The organism is Pseudonocardia sp. CA-142604, from assembly GCF_050948475.1.
In the GTDB taxonomy this organism is placed as follows: Bacteria; Actinomycetota; Actinomycetes; order Mycobacteriales; family Pseudonocardiaceae; genus Pseudonocardia; species Pseudonocardia alaniniphila.
In genome coordinates, this window is sequence record NZ_CP192045.1 from 4,878,904 (window position 1) to 4,904,630 (window position 25,727).

Sequence of the window (25,727 nt, forward strand, 5' to 3'; positions counted from 1 at the left end):
CCTGCCGGCGCGTCGGGGACCGGGACGCGATTGGTGGCGTCACTTTAAGAGCGCGAACACCGGCCGTCCAGCCCGCGGACCAGCCACGACCGGCCGGCGAACCCGTTACCGGGAACGGGGGGACCAGCGCTGTCACCGCGCGCGCAAACACCACGTCGACTCGGTGTCTGCCGTTCGGAGAATGCTGCGGCCGAGTGAGTGACGGTGCAACCGAAACCGGTTTGCGAATGGTGGGGATACCCGGCGACGAAGCATGGTTCCGGACGCCGGAAAGGCGAGGAAGCGTGGTGCCGGGTGCATCGGCGGCGACAGTCACCCCCGTCGGGTGGTCCACCGGAGCCTTCGCACATCGACACTTCGACACTGCCGCGCGGCCCACCCTTGCGGGTCCCGCGTGCCGACAGTGAGAGCTCCGACCGGGAGCACCGACCGAGAGAGCGCCGCGCGATGTCCATGGACTACGAGTTCCGGGTGGACGGCCTGCTACCGGAATGGGGCCGCGACGCCTTCTGCGACATGCGGATCGAGGAGGTCCCGGCGCAGACGGTCATCTCCGGCACGGTGATCGACGAGTCGCACCTGCACGGCATCGTGGCGCAACTGCGGGCACTCGGTCTCACCGTCGTCTCGGCGCGTCCCGTGCCGCAGGCGCCGCCGTGAGCGTCCCCGGGCGCACGACCTGGCACGACGAAGGGGCCACGGCAGGGGCCCGGCGAGGGGAAACGCGACGATGACGACGGACATGGCGCTCCCCAGCTCTCGCCAATACCTGCGGCTCGTGGTGCTCGGAGCGCTGGTCGGCGTGCCGGCCGTGCTGGTCGCGGCGGGGTTCCTGGCGCTGGTCCACACCGTCGAGCACGTTCTCTGGAACGAGCTGCCCGCCGCGCTCGGGGCGTCGTCGCCGCCGTGGTACCTGGTGATGGGACTGCCGCTCGTGGGCGCCGCGCTGGTGGTGGCGGCCCGGAAGCTGCTTCCGGGCGACGGCGGGCACCCGCCGCTCCAGGGGTTGAGCATTGCGGGCCAGCCCCTGCGGGCCGTGCCGAGCGTTGCACTCGCGGCGTTCGGCACGCTCGTCTTCGGGGCCGTGCTCGGCCCGGAGGCGCCCCTCATCGCCCTGGGCTCTGCCGTCGGGGCGGTGGTGGCCGGGCTGGCTCGCTTGAACCCGAAACAGGCCCAGCTGCTCACGATGGCGGGTGCGTTCTCGGCGGTCTCGGCGCTCTTCGGTGGCCCGCTCGTCGCGAGCTTCCTCCTGGTCGAGGTCGGCATCGCGGCAGGTGCGGCTTTGATCCCTGCGCTGCTGCCCGGCCTGGTGGCGGCCGCTATCGGCTACCTCATCTTCGTCGGGCTGGGGAACTGGGGTGGGCTGGGGGCCACGGTGCTCTCGGTGCCCGGCCTCCCCGCCTACCAGGAGACCTACATCGTGGATCTCGTGATCGCCGTCGTCGTGGGCGTGGCGGTCGCGGTCGTGGTGGGAGCGTCTCGCCGGCTGGCGCTGGGAGTCGCGGCACGATCGGAGGGGAGGATCGCGGTCCCGTTGTTCATCGGTGCGCTGTGTGTGGGCGCGCTGGCCATGATCGTCCGTGCCCTCGGCGGTGACTCGCAGGACGTGCTCTTCTCCGGCCAGGCCTCCTTGCCGGCGTTGGCCGTGGCGACCTCCGTGCCGATACTGGTGATCCTCATGGTCGCGAAGGCGATCGGCTACGCCATCTGCCTGGGGTGTGGCTTCCGAGGTGGACCCGTGTTCCCGCCGATCTTCATCGGCATCGCCGCGGCGATGATCCCGGCACTGCTGTTCGACCGGTCACCGACCGTCGCCGTGGCGATCGGAGCGGCCGCCGGTATGGCCGCCGCGACGCGGCTGCTGTTCTCCCCGGCGCTGTTCGGCGCGCTCTTCGTCGGCATCGGCGGCCATGACGCCGTGCCGCCTGCCATCCTCGCCGCCGTGGCCGCGTGGCTCACGATCACCGCTATGTCGAAGGGCTCGACCACGGATACGCACGAGGAGCAGGCCACGAAGGCAGCGGGACCGCGGGCCACCGATGCGAGCAGGCCGCAAGCCCCGGAACCGCGGGAACAGCAGTGACCGTGATCACCGTTACGCCGTGGATCTCTGATCCCGCGAGCTGCGACGTTCCCGTGCAGGGTCCGGCATCGCCCTCTCCGGCGTCCGGGACGAGGCTCGGCGAGGAGGACCGGCCGTAGACTGACCTCGTACGGTCCGGCAGTGGGCCAACCACTACCGTGTGCCGACCGGAAGGGCCATTGCCATGTCATCTGGCTTGTCCTCCGCCGCGTCGCCTGCCGATGGAGCCGCTGCGCCCACACCGAAGTCGAATGCGCGGCCTCCGCTGGAGGTGGCGGTCGGGCGGCGCGGGCGGGAGACGCGTCTGCTGATCCAGGGCGAGGTGGATCTGTCCACTGCGGCGCAGTTCTCGGCGGCGCTGTCCGTCGGGCTCGCAGTGGGAGCCGATCGGCTCGTCGTCGATCTCCGCGGCGTCGCGTTCTTCGACTGCGGTGGTCTCGAGGCCCTGGCGCGGGCCGCCCGGCAGGCCTGCACGGAGCGCACGAGGCTCCACGTCGTCCCGGGTGCCGCGGTCGGTGATCTGGCCGCCGTGCTGGGCGGTTGGGCGGAGCTTCCCGAATGCGTCGCGGTGTCCGAGGGCGAGCCGCGGGCGATCCGGCAGGGGAACGCTCTGACGGTCGGCGTGGACGAGCCGCGTCGCGGAGTGCTCGTGCTGCGGCCCGACGGCGACCTCGACCTCGCCACGGTCGACCTGCTGGACGACGTCGTCACCGCCGCGCTGGCGGACGCCGGCCGTGTGGGGTCCCGGTCGATCGTCGTGGATCTCGACCGTGTCCGGTTCATGAGCGCTGCGGGAGTCGCGGTCCTCTGCCAGGCACAGCTCAGAGCCGACGCGGACGGTGTCTCGTTCCGGCTCGCAGGCGGCCCCTCGGTTGTGCGGCGGATTCTCGGCGTCACCGGGGCCTCCGCGGTCCTGGAGCCATACGGCTCGGTGGCGGAGGCGCTCACACCGGCGATTCCCCTGCAGCGGACGGTGGAAGGGGGCGCCCGGGACCCGAGACGCCGTGACGACGACTACGCGCGCTTGGCGCCCCTGTTCACCGAGCGGGTACGGCTCCCCGCTGACGATCCGCGGCAGCAGATGCTGCGGACCGAGCTGATCAAGGGATACCTGCCGGTGGCGCGCAACGTCGCCCGCAGGTATCAGTACCGGGGCGAGAACCTGGACGACCTCGAGCAGGTCGCGACGATCGGGCTGATCAACGCCGTCGATCGGTTCGATCCCGCGCGCGGTGTCGACTTCCTCTCGTTCGCGATTCCCACGATCAACGGCGAGGTGCAACGTCACTATCGGGACCGCACCTCCACGATCCGGGTGCCGCGCCCGATCAGGGAGCTGCAGGTCCGGGTGTACCAGGTCGCCGACGAGATGAGCCAGAAGATGGGACGCGCCGCGACGCCGAGGGAGCTCGCACTCCACCTGGGGGTCAGCCTGGAGTCGGTGATCCAGGCGCTGCAGGCCGCCTACGAGACCCGCCCGTCCTCCCTTGACGAGACGCGGCACAACGACGACGGGGGCAGCGACGCCACCCCCATCGCCGACACGGTCGGTGACGTCGATCCGGAGCTGGACCTCGTCGACAACCGCGAGTCCCTCACGCCCCTGCTCGACAGGCTGCCGGAGCGCCGCCGCAAGATCGTCCTGCTGCGGTTCTACGGCAACATGACCCAGACCGAGATCGCAAAGCGCACGGGGATCTCCCAGATGCACGTCTCGAGGTTGCTGGGCTCGACCTTGGCGCAGCTGCGTCGTCAGCTGGTCGAAGGGACCTGAGGCGCCGGCCCGGCTTCCCGGCTCCGAGCCCGTGACCTGCGATGACCGCCAGGCCCTGATCGCCCGGATGTACCCCGGCCGCGTACCGGCCGACGCCGTCAACGCTCCGAGCGATGCCGTCGCCATACCCCCGCGACCATCTCCGAATAGGCGGCACTCGAGGCGACGGGGTCACAAGCGACCGAGGAGGAGGCCGCGCGTGCTGTCGCTGATGCGCTGAGCAACGCGCTCGACCCGCTGAACGCGTCCCGCCGTCGCGGTACGGACCCGCCGGGGCGTGGTGGTTCGGGTCGCCGGGCCTCGTCAGTCGAGGTGGGGAAGCCGCGGGGTGGGGTGCGGTGGCGACGGTGAGGTGACCGGACTCGTCGTGGCCGGTGTCGTGCCGGCGGGTGGGGCCGAGGTCGGTGGGGCCGAGGTGGGTGGCGCCGAGGTGGGTGGCGCCGAGGTGGGTGCCGTGGTGGGTGGCGTGGTCGGCCGGGTCGTGGTCGGCCGGGCCGCGGAGGTGGTGGTCGGGGGAGCCGGGGTGGTGGAGGAGGACGGCGGGGTCGTGACCGGAGGCCTGGTGGTCGAGGGCGGTGTCGGCGGGGCAGGCGGGCGCGTCGACGTGCTCGGAGGTGCCGGTTGCGGCGGAGCGGGATGCGGTGGCGCCGGGCGGGGCGGGCCCGGATGTGGAGGCTCCGGGTGCGGTGAATGCGGGTGGTGCGGGGCCGGCGGCGGCCATGGACGGGCCGGCAGCGGGGCGGGCGAGTGCGGCCGTGGTCGTGGTTCGGGTGAGTACTCCGGGGCCGGTGCTGCGGCCGGCGGGTCGTCCCGCTCGGGGCGTGCCACGGCAGGCGGGGGTGCGACCGGGCGTGGTGGGGCAGGAGCAGCCGCAGGGGTGGTGACCAGCGCGCCGGCCTGCGACGGCGCGGGAGCGGGTGGAGGCGGCGGACGCTCGCTCGGAGCCCGGCCGGCGGTGGGGCCGGCCCAGCGCACCGGCGGCGAGAGCGCAGGCGATGGAGGCGGCGGGGGCGCGAACGCCGACGGTGCCGGCGTGGTCGACGGAGCCGGTGCTGCGGTGGTGCGCGACGGGGCGGGCTCGTTCGCCGGCCGGGGCGCAGCGACCGGCGGGCCGGGCTGCGGGGATGTCGTGAGTGTCCAGACCACGACGAGCGCTCCTACCCCGACGAGGGCGGTCACGGTCGCCAGAGCGGCACGGGTGCGGGCACGCACCGGGGAGTCGGGGCGGTGCAGCAGCATCCCGACCGATACGGCTGCCCAGCCGAAGATCGCCAGTGTCGCGATGACGACGGCCCACCGCTGGGACACGCGGCACTCCCTTTTGCGCAGCGCCGTCCGGGCGCCGGACGGCATTTCGATCATTCTGCGCCGAGGAGCGCGTCACTCGTCAGTGGGTATGAAGCAGAACTTCACTCCTTTTCGCTCGCAGCGGCAGCAGGCGGCAGGATCCCCTCGGGTCGCGTGGAGCAGGTGGGCACCTCGCCGGAGGTCGCAATCGCACACGGTGAAGAGAACCGGGTGGAGTAGCCGGATTCCGCTGATCCGGTTCGAAGCGGTCGAACGGACGTCTGTGATGTCGATCTCCCGTACGCTCGGCTCACGGCTGGCATCTCGCGGCTGACCAGGCGCCCTGCGTCTGCTCTCAGTGGTCGGCGGGACGCACCGGGCGGCAGTGGCGCTCCCTGGAACCGCCGGTCTCGGTTCGCCGAGCGATTAACCCGACGCTTCCTGTCGGTCCTAGCTCATAGATTGGAACCAGATGACCCGGGCGCAGATCGCCCGGGTCATGCGCCTCCCGCTCCCAGAAGGAAGATCGTGACCAACCCATCCGACGTCCTCGATCCGTCGGCGTCCACTCCCGACAGACCCGACCGGCTCAGCCTGCGGGATCGCACGGTGATCGCCGTGTTGCTCGTCTCGACGTTCGTGGTCATCCTCAACGAGACGATCATGAGCGTCGCTCTGCCGGTCCTGCTCACCGACCTGCAGGTCGACGCCAGCGTGGGCCAGTGGCTCACCGCCGGGTTCCTCCTCACGATGTCCGTGGTCATCCCGGTCACCGGCTTCCTCATCCGCCGCGTGCCCACGCGGCTGCTGTACGGCGTCGCGATGTCCCTGTTCAGCGCCGGCACGCTCATCGCCGCGCTGGCGCCGGGATTCGCGGTCCTGATGGTTGCGCGGGTGGTTCAGGCCGGCGGCACCGCGATCATGCTCCCGCTGCTGATGACCACCGTGATGACGCTCGTGCCACCGGCACGCCGAGGCGCTCTGATGGGCAACATCTCGATCGTCATCTCGGTCGCGCCGGCGATCGGCCCCACCGTGTCGGGGCTCGTGCTCGGCGTCCTCGGCTGGCGCTTCATGTTCTGGCTCGTCCTGCCGATCGCGCTCGCCGTGCTGGTGCTGGGTCTGCAGCGGATCTCCGACGTGGGAGAGCGCAGCGACACACCGATCGACGTGGCCTCGGTGGTGCTGTCCGTGCTGGGCTTCGGTGGCCTGGTCTTCGGCCTGAGCACGATCGGCGAGTCGGCCACGGGCGTGTCGCCGTCCGTGTGGGTGTCGTTCGCCGTCGGCATCGTCGGGCTGGCGCTCTTCGTCGCCCGTCAGATCGTGCTGCAGCGCACCGATCGCGCGCTGCTCGACCTGCGCACGTTCAAGGCGCGCACGTTCACCGTCGCCACCGTGATGACGATGCTGATGATGAGCACCCTCTTCGGCGCCATCATCCTGCTGCCCATCTACATGCAGAGCGTGCTGATGCTCACGCCTCTCGCCACGGGTCTGCTGCTGCTGCCGGGCGGGCTGCTGATGGGCCTGCTCGGCCCGGTCGTGGGCAGGCTGTACGACCGCTTCGGGGCGCGCGCGCTCCTCGTGCCCGGCACGGTGGCCACCAGCGCTGCGCTGTGGTCCACCACGCTCTTCGGCATCGGCACGCCCGTCGTGCTGGTGCTGGGCTTCCACCTGCTGCTCAGCCTGGGGCTGGCGCTCAGCTTCACCCCGCTCTTCACCGCCGGGCTCGGCGCCGTGGCACCGCGGCTGTACTCCTACGGCAGCGCGATCGTCGGCACCACCCAGCAGCTCGCGGGTGCGGCCGGGGTGGCCCTGCTGGTGAGCGTGCTCAGCGTCCGGTCGGCCGATCTGGCCGCCGAGGGAGCGTCCGTGATCGAGCAGACGGCGGGCGGGGTGCACACCGCGTTCGTCGTCGCCGCCGTTCTCTCGGTGATCGCGATCGCCGGCTCGTTCTTCTTCGGCCGCAAGCCCGCCGTGGAGGGCACGACGGTGCAGGTGGCGATGCACTGACCTCGCTGCCCGGGCCGTTACCGGCGGCCCGGGCGGGGCACCGCGGTCACGGAGAGCACCGCGCTCAGGAGGCGGTGCTCTCCAGCCAGATGCCGTTCTTGGTCTGCACGAGGTCGAGGGAACGCGGGTCGATGCACCCGGCCTGCGGGCGGTGGGCGTCCCACAGCTGCGCTGTGTCGAAGACGTGCCCGCATCCGCCTGTGCGCCTGCAGCAGTGCGCTCGCTCGACCCCGACCCAGGACGAGCCGCAGCACGCCATCCGCAGCAGCTCCATGATCGGGAGGTTACGACGTGGCCTCCGCCCGCTCATGATCGGTAGGGGTCATGATCGAGAGGCCGCATGATCGTTGCGAGATCCGGATTTCCGCCCTCACGAGGGCGCGCAGCCGCATCTCGCGGCGATCTTTGCGGCGGATCAGCGCCCGTGCGTGCTGGCGCTGTGGTACTCGGTGTAGGTGTAGGGGTTGTCGAGGATCGTGGTCTCGGGAACGTCGGGGTTCATGCCCTTCTCCCAGGCCTCCTCGCCCAGCACCGACCGCAGGTGCTCGACAGTGGCCTCCACCTCGCGACGTGCGGCGGCGAGGTCGACGCCCACGAGCTCGTGGTCGCGCTTCACCACGCGCCCGTTGACGATCACGGTGTGCACGTCCCCGCGCTGGGCCTGGAAAGCGACGTGGCCGTAGGGGTTGAGCACCGGGAACGACACGGGCGAGCGGTCGTTCCTGAGCAGCACGACGTCGGCCTTCTTGCCCGGTTCGAGGCTGCCGAGCTCGCTGTCGCGGCCCAGGGCGTGGGCTCCGCCCCGGGTGGCCCACTCGACCACGTGCTGGGCGCGCAGTGAGACGTGGGTGACGGTGTCGCCCGTGGCGTGGGCCTCGAAGTGCTCCCGCGAGCGATCGGCCCCGAGCGTGGTGCGCATCGCGGAGAACAGGTCACCGCTCCACCAGACGCTCGTGTCCATCGACAGTGACACGGGGATGCCGTGTGCGCGCAGGGCCCACGTGGGCGGGTAGCCCTGCCCGGCGCTCTGCTCGCTCTCGGTGGAGACGGAGACCGACCCGCCGGTGGCGGCGATGCGGTGGTACGAGTCGGCCGAGAGGGTGGCGGCATGCACGAAGACGCTGCGCTCGTCGAGGAAGCCGGCTTCGTGCGCGAGGCGGATGCCGTCGTCGTTGGTGGCGCCCCAGACTCCGGCGTGCGTGGTGACGGGTACGCCGAGCTCGCGGGCCACCTCGTACGCGGCCTTCTCGGGGAAAGCGGGGTCGCCGGTGACGTCGAAGGCGATCTGGAAGCCGAGCATGTCGTCGGCCGCGTCGATCCGGCGGCGGGCGAAAGCCTGGAAGCCGGGGGAGGTGGCCCACTCCCACGGAGCCTGCTGGATGTTGCCGTACGCGAGCACGAACCGGCCGGGAACGGCCCGGAGGGCGTCGACGGCGGCCTCGGCGTGGTCGGTGGTCTGCAGGCCGTGGGACCAGTCGACGGTGGTGGTGACACCGGCGTCGATCGCCTCGATCGCGGCGAGCAGGTTGCCCGCGCGGACGTCCTGCGGGCGGAAGTGCTTCCCCGATTCGAGGTAGTACCAGACGAAGTACTGCGTGAGCGTCCAGTCGGCGCCGTAGCCGCGCATGGCCGTCTGCCACATGTGCCGATGGGTGTCGATCATGCCCGGCATGACGATCCCGCTACGGGCGTCGATCTCGGTGGTGCCCTCCGGCACCTCCAGCCCGGGGCCGACGGCGGCGATCCGGTCGCCGACCACCAGCACGTCCGTGTCCGGGAGCACTCGGCGCGCGTCGTCGAGGGTGAGGACGAGTCCGCCGCGCAGCACCACGGGGCGGTCGGCGCCGACATCCTGCGGGTCCGTCATTCCAGGCGCTCCTTCGAACAAGGGGTGGCATTTGCGGACGCCTGTCCGTATGCCGTCAGGGGGCTGCCGATCACCTTCTCGGACGGTGGTTGCGGTGTCAATCCGCCGTGATGGGGCCCTCCATATGGCACCTATCGTGTGCTGCGTCCGCACAACGGACGTTCGTTACGCTATCGGGACGCCACATCGAGCTGGGGAGTGAGTCATGCCGCGGGCTGGGACCGGACCGGACTTCATCGAGGCGCTCGCCCGCGGTCTCGAGGTGATCGCGGCGTTCCGCACGGGCCGGCCCGCCATGTCACTCACGGAGGTGGCCACGGCCACCGGACTCGCCCGCCCGACGGCCCGCCGGATCCTGCTGACGCTGGAAGAGCTCGGCTACGTCCGGACGGGAGACGCCGGGTTCACCCTCACTCCTCGCGTGCTGGAGCTCGGGGTCGCCTACGTCCGGTCCACCGGCCTGTGGGACGTGGCGCGCCCGCACATGGAGCAGCTGGTCGCGCGCACCGAGGAGTCGTGCTCGATCGCGCAGCTGGACGGCTCGGACATCGTCTACGTGGCGCGTGTCGCGGTGCCGAAGATCGTCGGGCTGTCGGTGCAGATCGGCACGCGCTTCCCCGCGCTGCCCACCTCGCTGGGCAAGGTGCTGCTCGCCGCGCTGCCGGCCGACGAGCTCGAGCGGGTGCTCGAGCAGCCCACGCGCTCGGGGCTCACCCCGCGCTGGCAGCCCGACCGCGCCCAGCGCGACACGGAGCTGCGCGAGGTGCGGGCACGGGGATGGGCGCTCACCGACGAGCAGCTCGCGCTGGGCATCCGGTCCGTGGCCGCGCCCCTGCGCGACGGCACCGGCCGGGTCGTCGCGAGCATCAACGTCAACACCCACGCGGCGGAGACCCCGGTGGAGCGACTGCTGGAGGAGCACCTGCCGCTTCTCCTGCACACCGCGGGAGAGATCAGCGCCGACTTCGCCCGGCTCGACACGGTGCCGCATCTGGTCCGCACCGCCGCGTCCTGACCGCCCCTACGGCTTTGCCTCGCCCCAGGCATATGTCACGATCGAGCTGCGGACGGTCGTCCGTGAAGCGGACGGAGAGGCCGATTTGATGTCAGGTGGTACGCCGGAGGGCGCCGGGGGAGCGGGACCGCTCTCAGGTGTGCTCGTGGCCGACTTCTCACGGGTGCTTGCCGGCCCCTACGCCACGATGCTGCTGGCCGACATGGGCGCCGAGGTCGTGAAGGTCGAGGGCCCCGATGGCGACGAGACCCGCACGTGGATGCCCCCGGTGCGCGACGGGGTCTCCACGTACTACCTGGGCGTCAACCGCGGGAAGCGGTCGATGGCGCTCGACCTGCGCGACGAGGGCGATGCGGCGCTCGGCCGCGAGCTCGCCCGCCGCGCCGATGTGGTGATCGAGAACTTCAAGCCGGGAGGCCTCGCGAAGTTCGGGTTGGACTTCGCCTCCGTGAGCGCCGCGAACCCCGGGGTGGTGTACGCCTCGATCAGCGGCTTCGGCTCGGGGAAGGGGGCACACGTCCCCGGCTACGACCTCATGGTGCAGGCGATCTCGGGGCTGATGAGCCTCACCGGCGATCCGGACGGTCCGCCCTACCGGGCGGGCATCTCGGTGTTCGACGTGATGGCGGGCAACCACGCGGTGATCGGGATCCTGGCCGCACTGCGGCACCGCGATGCCACGGGGCAGGGCCAGCACGTGGAGGTCAACCTGCTGTCCTCGGCGCTGACCGGCCTGGTCAACCACAGCTCGGCCTACGTCTCGGCCGGCGTGGTGCCCTACCGCATGGGCAACGCCCACCCGAGCGTCTTCCCGTACGAGCCGCTTCCGACCGCCGACGACGACCTGATCGTCGCCGCGGCCAACGACCGGCAGTTCCGCAAGCTGTGCGAGGTGCTCGAGATCCCGCAGATGGCCGACGACCCGCGGTTCGCCCGCAACGCCGACCGCACGGCCAACCGGGAGGAGCTGCGGCCGATCCTCGTGGAACGACTCGCGCAGCGCAGTGCCACGGAGTGGTTCGACGCGCTGGTGGCGGTCGGGGTGCCGTGCGGGCCCATCCAGACGATCGACGGCGGCTTCGCCATGGCCGAGCGGTTCGGGCTCGACCCCGTGGTGCATGCCGGGGAGGGCGAACGCGCCGTGCCGAGCCCGCGGCACCCCATCCGGTTCTCCGAGACCCCGGCCCGGTACGAGCTGCCGCCCCCGGAGCTGGACGAGCACGGCGCGGAGCTGCGCAAGTGGCTCGCGACCCCTCAGGACCAGGCGACGCAGGAGGACGCGCGTGGCTGAGCAGAAACGGCCCACCTACCCGACGGCGCTCGGCGCATCGACGCCGACCACGATCACGCTCCTCGGCCAGGACCTTGCCGCGGACGTGATGGGCAACGTCGGGTTCGGCGAGCTGGCGTTCTGGCTGGCCACGCAGGAACGTCCGTCGAAGGGGCAGGTCCGGGTCTTCGAGGCGGTGCTGGCCGCGCTCGCCGACCACGGCTTCACGCCGACGGCGATCGTCACGCGGTTGACGTACCTGTCGGCACCCGACTCGGTTCAAGGTGCGCTCGCCGCCGGGCTGCTCGGTGGCGGCTCGCGGTTCCTCGGCGTCACCGAGGACACCGGCCGGTTCCTGCACGACGTGCTCGCCGGTGCGCAGGACGTGCCGTCCGACGACGCCGGCTGGGACGCACTCGCGCTGGAGACCGTCACGGCGCAGCGGGCGGCGAAGCGGTTCGTGCCCGGCCTGGGGCACCACGTGCACAAGGACGGTGACCCTCGCACGCCGCGGCTGATGCAGATCGCCCGCGAGGAGGGCCAGTTCGGCCCGCACCTCGCTCTGTTCGAGGCGATCGGCCGCGTCCACCCGCAGGTGCTGGGGCGGACTCTGCCGCTCAACGGCGCCGGGGTGTGCGGGGCCGCGCTGGCCGATCTCGGGCTGCCGCTCCCACTGTTGCGCGGCTTCGCGCTGCTCGCCCGCACGGCGGGGCTCATCGGGCAGCTCGCGGAGGAGCTGCGGCACCCGGTCGGCAACGACATCTTCCTGTCGGTCGACCTGAACAACCGCTCGGTCGCCCCGGACCCGTGGACCTCGGACGGCGCGCGGTGAGCCCCGTGAGCGCGGTGCCCGCGGCCGTCATCGAGAGCTTGGGGGCGCCGCCCCGTGTCGTCGACAGGGACATCTCGGAGCCTGCCGCGGACGAGCTGGTGGTGGCCGTCCGCGCCGCCCCGATCACCCCGCTCGACCTGCTGTGTGCTTCCGGCACGTCCTACTTCGGCCGCCCCGAGACGCCGTACGTGCCGGGGGTGCAGGGTGTCGGCGTCGTGGAGCGGGGAAACGGGCAGATCGCCCCCGGCACTTCTGTGTGGTTCGCCACAACGGCAGGGATGCGCCCCGGTGACGGGAGCATGCGCACGCGGGTGCCGGTCCACGAGCGCGACGTCGTTCCGCTGCCGGACGGGGCCGACCCCGTGCTCGTCGCTGCCCTCGGACTCTCCGCCGTCGCGGCGTGGATGGCGCTGACCTGGCGGGGCGAGCTGGCGGCGGGGGAGCAGGTGCTCGTCCTCGGCGCCGGTGGCGTGGTCGGCCAGGCTGGCGTCCAACTGGCGCGGGCCGCCGGAGCCGGACGGGTGGTGGCCGCAGCCCGGTCGGCGCAGTCGCGCGAGGAGGCGCTTCGGCTCGGGGCGGACGCGGTGGTCGCGCTGGAGGCGTCGGACACCGTCGACGACCTTGCGGAGCGGATGATTTCGGCATGTGACGGCCCGGTCGACCTCGTGCTCGACCCGGTGTTCGGCGTCCCTGCCGCCGCGGCCGTGCGTACTCTGCGGACAGGGGGGCGGCTGGTCAACTTGGGCAGCTCGGCGGCCGAGACCGCTCCGATCGACTCCTCGACGCTGCGGAGCAGACTGGTGCAGGTGCTCGGCTACACCAACAACGCGCTGACTCCGCAGCAGCGCAGCGACGCCCTCAACCGGGTGGTCGCCGAGGCCGTCGCCGGCAATGTGACGGTGGCGCACGAGCAGATGCCACTCGCCCACGCCGCGCAGGCGTGGGCCCGGCAGGCCGAAGGCCGGGCAACCGGCCGGATCGTTCTCACGCCCTGAAATCTGGAGGCCCAGTGACAGCTCTTCCGGAGACCCCTCTGCCGTTCCTGCCGACGTCGCTGGTCGGAAGTTACGCCCAGCCGGACTGGCTGATCGACCGCGCGAAGCTCGCGGGCCGGTTCCCGCCGCGGGTGCGGGCGAAGGAGCTGTGGCGGGTGGAGCCCGCGCTGCTCGCCGAGGCCCAGGACGACGCCACCCAGCTCGCCATCAGGGCACAGGAGCGGGCCGGGCTCGACCTGCTGACCGATGGCGAGATCCGCCGCGAGAGCTACTCCAACCACTTCGCCACGGCGCTCGACGGCGTGGACGTCGACAACCCGGGCACGGCGCTCGACCGCAGCGGTCACCCCAACCCGGTACCGCGCATCACAGGCCCGATCCACCGGCCGCACCCCGTGCAGGTGCGCGACCTCGAGTTCCTCCGGGCCAACACCGATCGGCCGGTGAAGATCACGGTGCCGGGCCCGTTCACGATGAGCCAGCAGGCGCAGAACGACCATTACCCCGACCTGGAGTCGGCGGCGATGGGCTACGCCGCTGCCGTCAACGCGGAGGTCAAGGACCTGTTCGCCGCGGGTGCCGACGTCGTGCAGATCGACGAGCCGTACATGCAGGCCCGTCCGGATGCCGCTCGCGCCTACGGACTCGCCGCCCTGAACGCCGCGCTCGACGGCGTCACCGGCACCACCGCCGTGCACATCTGCTTCGGCTACGCCGCGATCATCCACGAGCGGCCGGAGGGGTACTCCTTCCTCCCCGAGCTCGCAGGCTCCCCCGTGCAGCAGGTCTCGATCGAGACGGCACAGTCCGGGCTCGACCTTGGCGTGTTGACCGACCTCGCCGACAAGACCGTGATCCTCGGGGTGATCGACCTGTCGAACCCCGAGGTCGAGACCGCGGAGATCGTGGCCGACCGCGTGCGCCGGGCATTCCGTTACCTGCCGCCCGAGCAGCTCGTGATCGCCCCCGACTGCGGAATGAAGTACCTGCCGCGGGACTCCGCTGCAGGGAAGATGCGCGCGATGTCGGGCGCGGCGGCGCTCCTGCGCGCGGAGATCCAGGAGGGACGCTGAGAATGCAGCTCGTCACCGAGGACAACGTCACGGAGCTCGCCGAGGCGCGCTGGGGCACCGCCCGCGACCCGCGCACGGCCGAGGTTCTGACCGCACTTGTCCGGCACCTGCACGCGTTCGCGCGTGAGGTCCGGCTCACCGAGGCGGAATGGATGGCCGCCGTGCAGTGGCTCACCCGCACCGGGCAGATCAGCGACGAGAAGCGCGAGGAGTTCATCCTCGCCTCCGACGTGGTGGGCCTGTCGATGCTCGTGGTGCAGATGAACCATCGCTTCGACGAGGCCGCGACGCCCGCCACCGTGCTGGGCCCGTTCCACATCGACGGGTCCCCGGAGCTGGAGTACGGCGCCGACATGTCCGACGGCCTGCCCGGCACTCCGCTCTACGTCCATGGCACCGTCCGTGACCTCGACGGCAAGCTCGTCGGCGGGGCGGTGCTCGACGTGTGGCAGGCCGACACCGATGGCGCTTACGAGGCGCAGCTCGACGTCGACGAGGCGCGGTTGCGGGCGAAGTACACCACCCGCGAGGACGGCGCGTACTGCGTGCGCACCATCGCCCCGCTCGGCTACGGCATCCCGTTGGACGGCCCGGTCGGTGAGCTGATCGGGCGCACCGACATCAGCCCCAACCGGCCTGCCCACGTCCACTTCCTCATCAACGTGCCCGGCTACGAGCCGCTGATCACGCACCTGTTCCGTGAGGGTGCGCCGTACCTGGACAGCGACGTGGTGTTCGGCACCAAGCAGGAGCTGGTCGTCGCCTTCACCGAGCACGAGCCCGGCCCGACGCCAGACGGCGGGGAGTCCGCGGTGCCGTTCCTGACGGCCGAGTACGACTTCGTGCTGCAGCCGAAGGCCTGATCCACGCCCGGTTCCCTCGGCTCTCTCGGCCGGACAGGATCGTCTGTGATGCAACTCGTCTGGATAGAATATCATCCAAATGTAGACCGGCATCGACGCGCGTGTGCGCGTCCCGAGAGAGTCGAGGCGTACCCATGGCCGATCATGGCCACGACCTGCTGTTCGGCACGTTCCTGACGCCGGCGGCCGATCGGCCGGCGGAGGTGGTGGCGCTCGCCCGGCTCACCGAGCAGGCCGGTCTCGACCTGGTGACGGTGCAGGACCACCCCTACCAGGCGAAGTACCTCGACACCTGGACGCTGCTGTCGGTGATCGCCGCTCGGACGGTGACGCTGCGGGTCGCGCCGAACGTGGCGAACCTGCCCCTGCGGCTGCCCGCGGTGCTCGCGCGCAGCGTGGCGTCGCTGGATCTGCTCAGTGACGGCCGTGTCGAGCTCGGGCTGGGTGCGGGGGCGTTCTGGGACGCGATCGCCGCCAACGGTGGCGCCCGGCTGACCCCGGCGGAGAGCGTCCGGGCCCTCGAGGAGGGGATCGCGGTCATCCGCGCCATGTGGGCGGTGGACGGCGGGAGCGTGCGGGTCGACGGGCGCCACCACCGGGTGTGGGGTGCTCACCCCGGTCCGGCCCCGGCGCACGACGTCGGCATCTGGCTCGGTGCGTACAAGCAGCGGATGCTCGCGATGACCGGCCGCCTCGCGGACGGATGGCTGCCCAGCAGCCCCTACGCGGCACCGGACGCCCTCCCGGCGATGAACGCCGTGATCGACGAGGCGGCTGTGTCGGCGGGGCGGCGGCCGTCCGCGGTTCGGCGGCTGTACAACATCGCCGGCGCCTTCTCCGAGCGCGGGAGCGGGTTCCTGCAGGGGCCGGCGGGCACGTGGGCCGAGCAGCTCGCCGAGCTGACCCTGGCGCAGGGGATGAGCGCCTACCTCCTCATGACCGACGACGCCGAGGTCATCCGCCGTTTCGCTGCCGAGGTGGCCCCTGCTGTTCGGGAGATCGTGGCGGCGGAGCGCGGCGCCGTGTCCGGAACGGTGCGGCCAGCGGCCGCCGAGGGTTCCGCGGAGGTCCCGACCGAACGTCCGGTGGCCAGGCGTGCGGACACTCGGCGGCCGACCGCCCGGGGGGTGGCACGTTCTGCGTTGCGGACCGTGCCCACGCCCGACGACGGCACCCGCCGCAGCGACGTCCGGGTCTGGGACGAGTCCGCCCGCCCCACGGGCCCCGCGCCCGAGCCCGGGCGCACCTACACCGCCCACGAGCAGGCCACCGGCCGGCACCTCGTCCAGGTGCACGACAACCTGCGTGCCGAGCTGCAGCAGCTGCACGATCTCCTCGATCAGGTCACGGCCGGCACCATGGATGCGGGCGCCGCGCGCGATCACATCAACGCCATGACGATGCGCCAGAACAACTGGACCCTCGGCGCGTACTGCGAGTCGTACTGCCGGATCGTCACGGTCCACCACACGATCGAGGACCAGAGCATGTTCCGGCATCTACGCAGGGCCGACCATCGGCTCCGGCCCGTGATCGACCGGCTCCAGGAGGAGCACGGGATCATCCACGACATTCTCGACAGCGTGGACCGGGCCCTGGTCTCCTTCGTCAGCGGGCCGGACGGGGTGAAGGAGCTGCGCGCTGCCGTGGATCTGCTCACCGACGCCCTGCTGTCGCACCTCTCGTACGAGGAGCGGGAGCTCGTCGAGCCACTCAGCAGGCTGGGTTTCTCCTGACCGGCTGAATGCCGGACCCCGCGGTGAGAAATGCCGTCGTTCGTCCATCGACCGATTCGACGCCGTACGGAATTGTGCCCGGTTCGGCCCTCGTTGTCGTCGTGGCAGCCACGGGGGTCGCCGGCGTACTGTGGCAACGGAAATCGCGCATCCCGATCATTGATGTGCTGGACATTCGGCGGCAGCACGATTCGCGTTTCCGTGGGGGGCTCGTCCTGTGCAGTATTCCACCGTGCGACCATCCGAGGTGCGAGCGAAGGAATACCGGTCATCCGGCATCTGGCGCAATTCGGGGCCGATCGGGGATCTTCGTTGGTGGCGTGACGAGACGCCGGATGCGATCGCGATTCGTGCGCACAGGTCGGGAGAGCCGCAACGGCAGATCAGCTACCGCGAGTTCGCTGGTCACGTGGAGCGGTTCGCAGGCGCATTGGTCGAGCTGGGCGTGCGGCCGGGAGAGGTCGTCGCGCTCCAACTGCCGAACTGGTGGCAGGCCGACGCGCTGATGCTGGCGGCCGCCCGGGTCGGCGCGGTGCTGACGCTGATCCCTCCCAACATCCGTTCCCGCGAGCTGGAACGTGTGCTGGCCGGTACGGGTGCGAGCCTCTGCGTGACGGTGGACCGATGGAGGGACTTCGACCACGCCGCTGCGGTGCGGGAGATGGCGCCGCGGTTGCCGCAACTGCGGAGTCGGGTGGTATTCGGCCGGCCGGCCGGAGGCGACGCGATCGGCTTCACCTCGTTCTTCGAGGACACGCCGTGGGAGCAACGTCATCCGGTGGCATTGGAGGATGCGCAGGAGGATCCGGATCAGGTCGTCGTCGTCTGTTTCACGTCCGGCACGTCGGGCGAGCCGAAGGGGATTCTGCATACCTGGAACACCCTGTACTCCAGTGTGTCCCAATTGGTCGATATCGACGGAGGTGGGCCTGGAGAAGCGCTGTTCACGCCTATTACGATCGTCCACCTCTTCGGTGTGGTGTACAGCGTTCTCACCCCGTTGCTCACCGGGGCGTGCAGCGTGTTGCTCGATGCCTGGTCGGGTGAGGCCGGATTGGCCGTGCTCGCCGAGTCGAGCACCACACAGTTCACCGCGACCCCGGTCCACTTCTTCGACCTGGTTGCGGCCGCGGGCGCAGGGGCCCCCGCCTTGCCGGCCCTGCGCGTGGTCATCGCGGCAGGCACGACCATCCCGAAGCAGCTCGTGACCGAGGTGCGGGACGCGCTCGGCGTGCCGTTGCGGGCGGCCTACGGGATGACCGAGATCGGTTTGGGAACGTTGACCCGGGCCGATGACCCGGTGGACTGGGCCGCGCACAGCGACGGACGTCCGGAGCCCGTCACGGAGATCGCCCTCCGGTCCGACGCGGTCGTCACCTCGGACGAGCCGGGCCGGCTGTTCGTCCGGGGACCCGGCGTGTGCCTGGCGACCGTGGGCCGCGACTCCGGAAAGCTCACCGTCATCGCGGATCACGACGACGGCTGGTTCGACACCGGTGACCTGGCTGCCCCGGACGGGCGCGGTGGAATCCGGTTGATGGGCCGTGTCGGGGACCGGATCGGCGGCAGCGCCATGATCCCGGTGACCGACGTCGAGTCACTGCTGCTGTCCCACCCCGGCGTCACGGACGTCGCGCTGGTCGGCTACCCGGACGGCAAGGGTGGCGAGCTGGCGTGTGCGGTGATCCGTCCGGCGACGACGCCGCCGGTCGGCCTCGAGGAGCTGCGCAAGTACCTGAGCGATCAGCGCATGACCGACTACTACCTGCCGTCCCGCCTCGAACTGCTGCCGCAACTGCCGCGCAACACCATCGGAAAGGTGCGCAAGGAGCTGCTCCGGCGCTGGCTGCGCGGAGAGGCCGACCTCACGGACGCATGACGGAAAGGCTTCGCTGTTCGGTGTCGGCGCAGCCCTGCCGGACCCAGCTCGTGACCGCGCGGACGGTCTCGTCCTGGGGGAGCGTGGTGGTGTCGATCAGCTCGACCGGCGGCCGGAGTGTCGGAGCCTCGCGACGGAGCCAGTCGTTGAACGCCAGTGTTTCGTCGATGCGCCGCTCGTCCCAGCCCCGCCACGCCGGCCGCGCCCGCAGCCTCGCGCGAAGCGCCTCGGGCTCCGACACCAGCGCGAGGTAGTGGATGTCGCCGAGGAACGCCCGCTCGGGCAGGCGTTCGAGCTGGGCCGGGACGACCGTGCCGACCAGCACGACCGGTCGCCCACTCTGGTGGATCATCGCGGCCATCCGCAGCCAGGTGGAGCGGAACAGCCGGAAGTCGTCGGCGGGGTCCTGCAGTCCCGCCGTCCACAGGACGTCCTGCTCGACCACGACGGCCAGGTCGCCGAGGGCGGGCGTGAGCAGCCGCCCGACCGTCGACTTGCCGGCTCCGCTCGGGCCGGTGAGCGCGAAGAGCGGCAGCCGTCGGAACGGCTGCCGGTGACCGCACTGGGCGCAGACCAGGACCGCCGCGTCGGGTGCGACCACCGGGGTGGTGAACCGGTCGCCGCAACCGACGCAGATCTGAAGGTCCACAGGAGTGGGCTTGCTGATCAGTCGAACAGCCCCTCGAGGAAGCTCTTCTTCCGCCGCCCGTGGCCCGAGTGGCCCGAGTGGCCGTAGGGCGGCGGGGAGTCGGAGTAGTGGCCGCCGTGGTGCCGGTCGTGGCCGTGCGAGCCGTAGGGCGGCGGGGAGTCCGAGTAGTGGCCCGGCGCGGCTCCCGTCGGCCCGTAGTAGCTGTGCTCGGCGTTGGAGATCTGCTCGAGCTCACCGCGGTCGAGGAAGATGCCGCGGCAGCCCTGGCACTGCTCGATGTGGATGCCGCCGCGGTTGACGGTGTGCATGACATTTCGACATTTCGGACAAGTCACCCTGTCATGGTACTGAAAGTTGATCGGCAGCGGCTGAACGTGATCGGGTGACGGCGCCCGCACGGGTGTCTTGTCCGCAAAGCCGCAGGTGGGCGACAGTGTCTGGATGACGGCACCGCTGACGGCCGAGGACAGGGCGATCCTCGAGCTGGAAGGGCCCACGGTGGTCGGGCACACCTGCAAGGTGATCAGGCTCGGTCCGGGAGCGCCCACGGCAGCCGCACTGCACGCCGCCGTGGACAGGCGGCTGGCAGTCGCTCCCCGGCTGACATGGCGGCTGAGCGGACCTCCGACCGAGCCGGAGTGGTCTGTCGATCCGGCGTTCGACGTCCGGGACCACATCTCGGAGACCCGGTCGCCCGCCGAGCTCGACAGCGTCGCGCTGAGGGCCGAGGTGGCCCGGCTGTTCGAGCAGCACCTCGACCGGCGCCGCCCGCTGTGGCGCATGGATCTCCTCGGCCCGCTCGTGGGCGGAGGCACCGCGCTGGTCTGGCGGCTGCACCACGCGCTGGCCGACGGGACCACGGCGATGCGGCTGGCGCGCAGCGTGCTGTGGGACATCGGTCCCGCGCAACCGGCCGCGCGGACCTCGCCGCCGGTGACCCACGCGGCCGACGACGTCCGCCGCCGCCACCACCTCGCAGGCCTGATCGAACGGGAGTTCCTGCCCAGCCTGCGCCGTTCGCCGTTCGACCTGCCGATCGGTCCCGACCGGCAGATCGCCTTCGCGCAGACCTCGCTGTCGCGACTGCGGACGGCGGCGCGGTCGCTTGCGGGTGCCACTGTGAACGATGCCGTACTCGCGGTGCTCGCCGGGGCGCTGCGGACATGGATGCTGCACCGGCACGGGCCCATTCACCGTGTCCGCGTCAAGGTGCCCGTCAGCTTGCGGAACGAGAGCGCGCCGGCCGGTAACCATGACTCCTTCTTCTGCGTCGGTCTCCCGCTGGACGTGCCCGAGCCGGTTGCGCGGCTCCGCGCGGTGCGCCGCGAGACGGCGTTGCGCAAGTCGAGCCACGATGCCGAGGAGATGGCCGAGCTGCTCGACAAGCTGGGGCGGGCGTCGCCCCGGCTGCGGCGCTGGTGCTCCGAACTGCAGGCCGCCCCCCGCGCGTTCGCTCTCAACGTGTCGAACGTGCCCGGGCCGAGGCAGGATGTCTCCGTGCTCGGTGCGGAGGTCGAGGCGATCCACTCGATCGCGGAGGTGGGGGAGCGGCATGCGCTGCGCGTGGCGGTGGTCTCGGTGGCCGACCGGCTGTGCTTCGGTCTCTGTGGTGACCGGGGCGTGATCGCCGACCTCGACGTACTGGCCGCAGCGATCAACGATGAGGCTGTCGCGCTGGTCGCGGCGGCCGGCGGCACCGGGACCGGAGCGACCCGGCAGGGCCGTGCGGGCGGCGGCCGGTGAGCCGGATCGCTGTGCGGGTCCACCGGGCTGCGAGAGTGTGACGGTGCAGGTCGTCGTCATCGGAGCCGGTGTCGTGGGCGCGGCGGTTACCCTCGGGCTGGCCGAGCGCGGGGCCGACGTCACGGTGCTGGAGGCGGGCCGGCCCGGCGCCGGCACGTCCGGCACGTCGTTCGCCTGGGTGAACTCGGCCAACAAGGAGCCGAAGCACTACCACGCGCTCAACCACGCCGGGGTGCGCGCCCACCACGAGTTCGCCGGTGATCGTTCGCCGTGGTTCTTCCCGACCGGCAACCTCGAGTGGGCCGTCACCGAGCAGCACCGTGCGTCGCTGGCGGCGAGGCTCGATCGGCTCACCGCCCGGGGCTACCCGGCCCAGCGGCTGACCGCGGAGCAGGCCCGGGAGCTCGAACCGGATCTGATGGTGACCGGTGAGGACGTCGACTTCGCGTTCTTCCCGGAGGAGGGGCATGTCCTGCCCCTCGTGCTGCTCGGCAGGCTCCTCGGCGACGCCCGGGACCGAGGGGCGCGCGTGCGGGTCGGGAGCGCGGTCGTCGAGATCGAGCGCACGGCGACGGGTGCGGTGATCGGCACGGCCGACGGCGCCCGTTATGCGGCCGACGTCGTCGTGAGCTGCACCGGACGATGGACGGGCGCGGTGGCCGGCCTGGCCGGGGTCGACGTGCCCATGGTCGACGCCACCCGGGCCGGATCGGCAGCCGTCGGTCTTCTGGCTGCCACGGAGCCCGTGGCGGTGCGGTTGTCGCGGGTGCTCACCGGACCGCAGTTGAACGTCCGTCCCGATGGTGGCGGCCGGCTGCTGCTGCAGGGGCTCGACCTCGATGCACGGGCGGACCCGGCTGTCCCTCTGACACCGGGCGGTGTGGAGGGCAAGGAGTTGCTCGGCAGGCTCGCCCAGGTGCTCCGGTCCACCGCGGACGCGGAGATCGCCACCGTCCGACTGGGACAGCGGGCGCTCCCCGGTGACGGCCTCACGGTGGCGGGGTTCACCGACGGCGATGCCTGGTTCTACGTCGTCGCGACCCACAGCGGCATCACGCTCGCCCCGCTGCTGCGACGTCTCGTCGCGGGCGAGGTGTTCGGTGAGGAGTCGGGGCTGCTCACCGAGTTCCGGCCCGGCCGGTTCGGCGACGGCCCGCAACCCGCCGTCGCACCGGCTCGGCAGCCGGGCGAGCAGTGAGCCGACTGCTGGTCAGAAGACGAGCGTCCAGCCCTCGTCGTGCGCCTGCTCCGCCGTGTAGGACACCCCGTGCACCTTCAGCCCCTGCGGGTCGAGCAGGGTGATGGCGCCGCCGCTGTTGCCGAGCGTGACCCCGTCGGTGAGGGCGACGACCAGCGTCGTGCCCGCGGCGAGCGGTCCGCCGGGCACGGCGCACGTCCGCTTCGCGCGGTCGGCGATCTGCCAGCCGGTGAGGTCGAGGGGATCGGGAGAGGCGTTGATCAGCGTGACGGTCTCGGCCTCGGGCGCGGGGCCTACCGGGTTGACCAGCGCGGCGACGATGCGGGCCACCCCATCGCCTGCCGGTGCCGCCCCGCCGTCGCCCGGGGCGGGATGGGGCTCCTCGGCTCCCGAGATCGTGTGTCCCGTGGTGTCGTCGGTGTGCCACGCCTGGCTCTGGAACGCCAGGAAGATCGCCACCCACCGCGACTCGTCGGCGAGGTGCAGGAGCAGCCCACCGTCTTGCCAGACGCCGTCGTCGCGTGCGAACTGGGCGGAGTTGCCCTGGTTCATGTGGATGTCGTGCACCCCGTTGCCGGGCCGGAAGCCGAACACCTGGTCGGCCTGGTCCTCCGGGCCCCAGCGTTCGCCGAACACGTAGGCGATGACCTGCTGGTTCGCCTTCGCGCGCAGGACGTAGTGGTCGAGCAGGTCGGCGAGGTCGTTGTCGGGCCCGTTGGCATCCGGCGGCAGCAGCCGCATGGCCGCCGGGTCGAAGAGGTTGGCCCGGATGTAGTCGAGGTTCGCCCCGCCCGGTCCCGGGTGCAGTGGCGTCCAACCCGAACCGGCCTCGGGCAGCGCTGCGGTGACCGGGTGGCGGAAGTCGTCGACGACGAGGTAACGCAGCTCCGATGGTGCCTCGGCCGACTCGACGTTCACGGCCGCCCGGTAGTGCACACCCCCGTCGTCGACGAGGTGGATCTGGTAGTGCGGGGAGTCGGACGACCCCTCGCGGCGTGTGTCGACGACACGCCCGGACAGCACTCCGTAGGCCTTCAAAGGCATGGCAGCCCCCCAATCCACATGCTCCTGATGCTAGGAACACGCAGGTCAGGTGTTGATGCGTTGACCGGGAGGCGGACGGCGGACGACGTGCGGGTGTGGAATGGGCGACTCGCGGGAGGGTGCGCGGCCGCGCTGATCGGTCAGAACAGGCGGGGGATGTTGCCGGTCATGCCGCCGTCGACGGTGATCGTCTGCCCGGTGAGGTAGCTCGCGAGATCGGACATCAGGAACAGCACCGGTCCCGCGATCTCGGACGCCTGGCCGGCGCTGCCACGGGGGATGTTGGCGTCCACGCGGGCCCAGCCCGCCTCGTCGAAGAGCGCGTCGAGGTGGGGTGTGTGGGTGAATCCGGGAGCCACGGCGTTGACCCGGACGCCGAGCGGAGCGAGCTCGTGTCCGGCCGACTCGACCATGCGGTGGAGCGCGGCCTTGGCGGCGCCGTAGACGGTCTGGCCGGGGGCGAACGTGTGCCCGGCGACGGAGCCGATGAACACCATGGACCCACCACCTGTCTCGGCGATGGCCTGGCCACCGACCCGCAGTGCCAGGAAGGCGTGCCGGAGGACGACGTCGAACTGGTCGTCGTAGCGGTCCTCGTCGTAGCTCAGTACCGGGCCCATCAGACCCCTGCCGACGATGTCGACGAGGCCGCTGACCGGGCCGATCCGGCCCGCTTCGGCGAAGACGTGCTCCATGCCGTCGCGGAGGATGACGTCGGCCGTCACGGGGACCCCGCCGATCTCCTTCGCCACGGCCTCCACCGGCTCGATCTGCCGTCCCACGCAGACGACCGTGGCGCCCGCCTGTGCCAGCGCGTGGCTGCACTGGCGGCCGATCCCGGCGCCCGCGCCCAGCACCACGACGACACGGCCGTCCAGCCGCAGCTGGTGCGGGTAGTCGGGCACCGCATCGGGGCTGCTCACCGGTTCGGCCCGAGAGTCGTGGGATGGACGAACGTTGGCCTCATGGGGCGCCTCCCTCGACAGTCGGCCGGATCCGGACCGCCCTCGACGCTAGGACGCCCCGGTTCGCTCGCGCTGCCGGTGGTGACGCAGGAGACGGAACGGTTCAGCGCAGCGCGGCGTTGCCGGCGTCCTGCGCAGCTTGCAGGCCCTGCGGAACGGGCGTCCGGCCGGCGAACACGTCGTTGAGGATCGGCTCGAACGCCGTGGCGCCAGCACCGAACTTCGGCCCCGACGGCGCGGGGATCGTGGCGGTGCCGCCGTCCGCGCCGAAGTACCGCGTGTCGACCCCGCGCGCCGTCCAGTAGTCGAAGTAGCCCTTCTGGGCCGCGGAGACGGCGGGAAGGGCGGCACCTTCGGCGCCGACGAACGAGGCGCCCTGCTCGGAGCCGAGCCAGCGCAGTACGCGCAGGATGGCCTCGTGCCGCGGGCTGTCCGCGTTGCCTGCGGCGATCACGCTGTTGACGACGCTGACGCGACCCGCCGGCCCGGCGAGCAGGGGCGCGATGCCCCAGTCGAAGGTGGCCCCGTCGTCGATGTTCTTGAGGTTGTAGGTGCCCGACTGGAACAGCGCCATCTTTCCCTGCAGGAACTGATCGCGGCTGAAGTCGGGGTTGTCGTTGGTGGCGGCAGCGGGCGGGCTCACGTGCTGGGTGTTGATCAGATCGACGAGGTAGGAGAACGCCTGCTCGGTGGCCGGTTCGGTCATCGCGAACGTGTCGTCGGGAGCCTGGAAGCGGCCGCCGTTCGAGCCGATGAAGTTGTAGTAGATCGCCTGCAGGTCGCGCGCGGCGTTGAAGCCGTACTGGGTGACGGATCCCGGGTCGAAGCCGGGCTGGTCCGCGGTGCGTCCCGCCCCGTCGCGGGTGAGCCGGCGGGCCGCGGGCAGGAACGTGTCGGCTGCGGGGTTCGTCGGGTTCCAGGTCAGGTTCGCCGGGTCGACGCCCGCGGCGTCGACCATCGCCTTGTTGTAGTAGACGACGATGCGCCCGTCGGTGAGCGCCGGAACACCCCACAGCGTCCCGGCGCGGGTGTACTGCTGCACCGCGGCCGGCACCCAGCCGCCGCTCTCGCCTGCGAGCTCCCGGCCCACGTCGATCAGCTTGCCGCCGTCGGCGAGCGCGCCGAAGTAGGACGTGTTGAGCCAGTAGATGTCGTCGGCGGTGCCGCTGGCCACGTCGAGCGTCAGCCCGGTGAAGTAGTCGGCGTAGGGCACCGTCCGGATCTGCACCCGGATGTCGGGGTTCTGGGTGCTGAACTCGGCGAACGACTTCTCGTACGCCGCGGCGACCTGGTCGTCCCACACCCGCATCGAGACGGTGGTGACGCCGTCGGCCGCGGGTCCGTCGTCCGGGCCCGCGGGAGAGCACGCGGCTAGCGGTACGAGCAGTGTGGCCGCGAGAACGGCCCGCCGGCTCAGTCTCATGCTGGGACTCCTGGTTCT

At 71.5% G+C, this 25,727-nt stretch carries 22 protein-coding genes; 15 read left to right on the forward strand and 7 right to left on the reverse strand.

Translation table 11 applies throughout. The features are described from left to right. Positions 1-447 precede the first annotated feature (447 nt). The 5 genes from ACQPZQ_RS22065 to ACQPZQ_RS22085 all read left to right on the forward strand — a co-directional run bounded on the left by ACQPZQ_RS22065 (position 448) and on the right by ACQPZQ_RS22085 (position 7,157). On the forward strand, positions 448-660 hold the full coding sequence (locus tag ACQPZQ_RS22065; RefSeq protein WP_241040764.1) for a hypothetical protein: 213 nt from the start codon (positions 448-450) through the stop codon (positions 658-660). 70 nt (positions 661-730) lie between these two features. Further along, complete coding sequence (locus ACQPZQ_RS22070) at positions 731-2,083, forward strand: chloride channel protein (RefSeq protein WP_433298821.1); 1,353 nt, start codon at positions 731-733, stop codon at positions 2,081-2,083. A gap of 184 nt (positions 2,084-2,267) precedes the next feature. Next, a complete protein-coding gene (locus tag ACQPZQ_RS22075) occupies positions 2,268-3,857 on the forward strand; it encodes a SigB/SigF/SigG family RNA polymerase sigma factor (protein WP_433298823.1) in 1,590 nt (529 codons plus the stop codon). Positions 3,858-4,209: 352 nt separating this feature from the next. After that, positions 4,210-5,478, forward strand: a complete 1,269-nt coding sequence (locus ACQPZQ_RS22080; protein ID WP_433298825.1) for a hypothetical protein — start codon at positions 4,210-4,212, stop codon at positions 5,476-5,478. Between the two features lie 194 nt (positions 5,479-5,672). Continuing rightward, positions 5,673-7,157, forward strand: a complete 1,485-nt coding sequence (locus ACQPZQ_RS22085; protein WP_433298827.1) for a DHA2 family efflux MFS transporter permease subunit — start codon at positions 5,673-5,675, stop codon at positions 7,155-7,157. A 64-nt stretch (positions 7,158-7,221) separates the two neighbouring features. Here the strand turns inward: ACQPZQ_RS22085 and ACQPZQ_RS22090 are convergent, their stop codons facing one another. Both ACQPZQ_RS22090 and ACQPZQ_RS22095 read right to left on the reverse strand, forming a co-directional pair. Beyond that, positions 7,222-7,431 carry an FDXHR family putative zinc-binding protein gene (locus ACQPZQ_RS22090; RefSeq protein WP_241040768.1) on the reverse strand — a complete coding sequence of 70 codons (210 nt, stop codon included), beginning with the start codon at positions 7,429-7,431 and terminating at the stop codon, positions 7,222-7,224. Between the two features lie 141 nt (positions 7,432-7,572). Then, positions 7,573-9,024, reverse strand: a complete 1,452-nt coding sequence (locus tag ACQPZQ_RS22095; protein ID WP_433298829.1) for an amidohydrolase family protein — start codon at positions 9,022-9,024, stop codon at positions 7,573-7,575. Positions 9,025-9,229: 205 nt separating this feature from the next. On the opposite strand from ACQPZQ_RS22095, the gene ACQPZQ_RS22100 reads away from it, so the two are divergent. The 8 genes from ACQPZQ_RS22100 (at position 9,230) to ACQPZQ_RS22135 (ending at position 18,687) form a co-directional block, all read left to right on the forward strand. After that, on the forward strand, positions 9,230-10,039 hold the full coding sequence (locus tag ACQPZQ_RS22100) for an IclR family transcriptional regulator domain-containing protein (RefSeq protein WP_433298831.1): 810 nt from the start codon (positions 9,230-9,232) through the stop codon (positions 10,037-10,039). A gap of 88 nt (positions 10,040-10,127) precedes the next feature. After that, positions 10,128-11,330 carry a CaiB/BaiF CoA transferase family protein gene (locus ACQPZQ_RS22105; protein WP_433298833.1) on the forward strand — a complete coding sequence of 401 codons (1,203 nt, stop codon included), beginning with the start codon at positions 10,128-10,130 and terminating at the stop codon, positions 11,328-11,330. Then, positions 11,323-12,141, forward strand: a complete 819-nt coding sequence (locus ACQPZQ_RS22110) for a citryl-CoA lyase (RefSeq protein WP_433298835.1) — start codon at positions 11,323-11,325, stop codon at positions 12,139-12,141. Before ACQPZQ_RS22105 ends, ACQPZQ_RS22110 begins: the two co-directional genes overlap by 8 nt. Before the next feature lie 5 nt (positions 12,142-12,146). Next, positions 12,147-13,136: a zinc-binding dehydrogenase gene (locus tag ACQPZQ_RS22115; protein WP_433298837.1), complete on the forward strand. Its 990-nt coding sequence runs from the start codon at positions 12,147-12,149 to the stop codon at positions 13,134-13,136. Between the two features lie 14 nt (positions 13,137-13,150). After that, entirely contained in the window at positions 13,151-14,209 is a 1,059-nt protein-coding gene (locus tag ACQPZQ_RS22120) for a 5-methyltetrahydropteroyltriglutamate--homocysteine methyltransferase (RefSeq protein ID WP_433298839.1), read from the forward strand. 2 nt (positions 14,210-14,211) lie between these two features. After that, positions 14,212-15,072, forward strand: a complete 861-nt coding sequence (locus ACQPZQ_RS22125) for a dioxygenase (RefSeq protein WP_433298841.1) — start codon at positions 14,212-14,214, stop codon at positions 15,070-15,072. Between the two features lie 134 nt (positions 15,073-15,206). Continuing rightward, positions 15,207-16,808, forward strand: coding sequence for an LLM class flavin-dependent oxidoreductase (locus tag ACQPZQ_RS22130; RefSeq protein ID WP_433298843.1), 1,602 nt, complete (start codon positions 15,207-15,209; stop codon positions 16,806-16,808). A 247-nt stretch (positions 16,809-17,055) separates the two neighbouring features. Then, the gene (locus ACQPZQ_RS22135) at positions 17,056-18,687 is read left to right on the forward strand and encodes an AMP-binding protein (RefSeq protein WP_433299307.1); all 1,632 of its coding nucleotides are present in this window, start codon (positions 17,056-17,058) and stop codon (positions 18,685-18,687) included. Here ACQPZQ_RS22135 and ACQPZQ_RS22140 read toward each other — a convergent pair. Both ACQPZQ_RS22140 and ACQPZQ_RS22145 read right to left on the reverse strand, forming a co-directional pair. Next, the gene (locus ACQPZQ_RS22140) at positions 18,674-19,336 is read right to left on the reverse strand and encodes an AAA family ATPase (RefSeq protein WP_433298845.1); all 663 of its coding nucleotides are present in this window, start codon (positions 19,334-19,336) and stop codon (positions 18,674-18,676) included. The two genes, ACQPZQ_RS22135 and ACQPZQ_RS22140, sit on opposite strands and share 14 nt — an antisense overlap. A gap of 17 nt (positions 19,337-19,353) precedes the next feature. After that, positions 19,354-19,671, reverse strand: a complete 318-nt coding sequence (locus ACQPZQ_RS22145; protein ID WP_433298847.1) for a zf-TFIIB domain-containing protein — start codon at positions 19,669-19,671, stop codon at positions 19,354-19,356. A gap of 106 nt (positions 19,672-19,777) precedes the next feature. On the opposite strand from ACQPZQ_RS22145, the gene ACQPZQ_RS22150 reads away from it, so the two are divergent. Further along, entirely contained in the window at positions 19,778-21,079 is a 1,302-nt protein-coding gene (locus ACQPZQ_RS22150) for a wax ester/triacylglycerol synthase domain-containing protein (RefSeq protein ID WP_433298849.1), read from the forward strand. A gap of 43 nt (positions 21,080-21,122) precedes the next feature. Then, positions 21,123-22,277: an NAD(P)/FAD-dependent oxidoreductase gene (locus tag ACQPZQ_RS22155; RefSeq protein ID WP_433298851.1), complete on the forward strand. Its 1,155-nt coding sequence runs from the start codon at positions 21,123-21,125 to the stop codon at positions 22,275-22,277. Between the two features lie 12 nt (positions 22,278-22,289). Here ACQPZQ_RS22155 and ACQPZQ_RS22160 read toward each other — a convergent pair whose 3' ends face one another. From ACQPZQ_RS22160 to ACQPZQ_RS22170, 3 genes are all read right to left on the reverse strand, one after another. Beyond that, on the reverse strand, positions 22,290-23,321 hold the full coding sequence (locus ACQPZQ_RS22160; protein ID WP_433298853.1) for a DUF2278 family protein: 1,032 nt from the start codon (positions 23,319-23,321) through the stop codon (positions 22,290-22,292). A 140-nt stretch (positions 23,322-23,461) separates the two neighbouring features. Further along, on the reverse strand, positions 23,462-24,244 hold the full coding sequence (locus ACQPZQ_RS22165; protein ID WP_433298855.1) for an SDR family NAD(P)-dependent oxidoreductase: 783 nt from the start codon (positions 24,242-24,244) through the stop codon (positions 23,462-23,464). A 145-nt stretch (positions 24,245-24,389) separates the two neighbouring features. Then, positions 24,390-25,709, reverse strand: coding sequence for an ABC transporter substrate-binding protein (locus ACQPZQ_RS22170; RefSeq protein WP_433298857.1), 1,320 nt, complete (start codon positions 25,707-25,709; stop codon positions 24,390-24,392). Between the last annotated feature and the right edge of the window lie 18 nt (positions 25,710-25,727).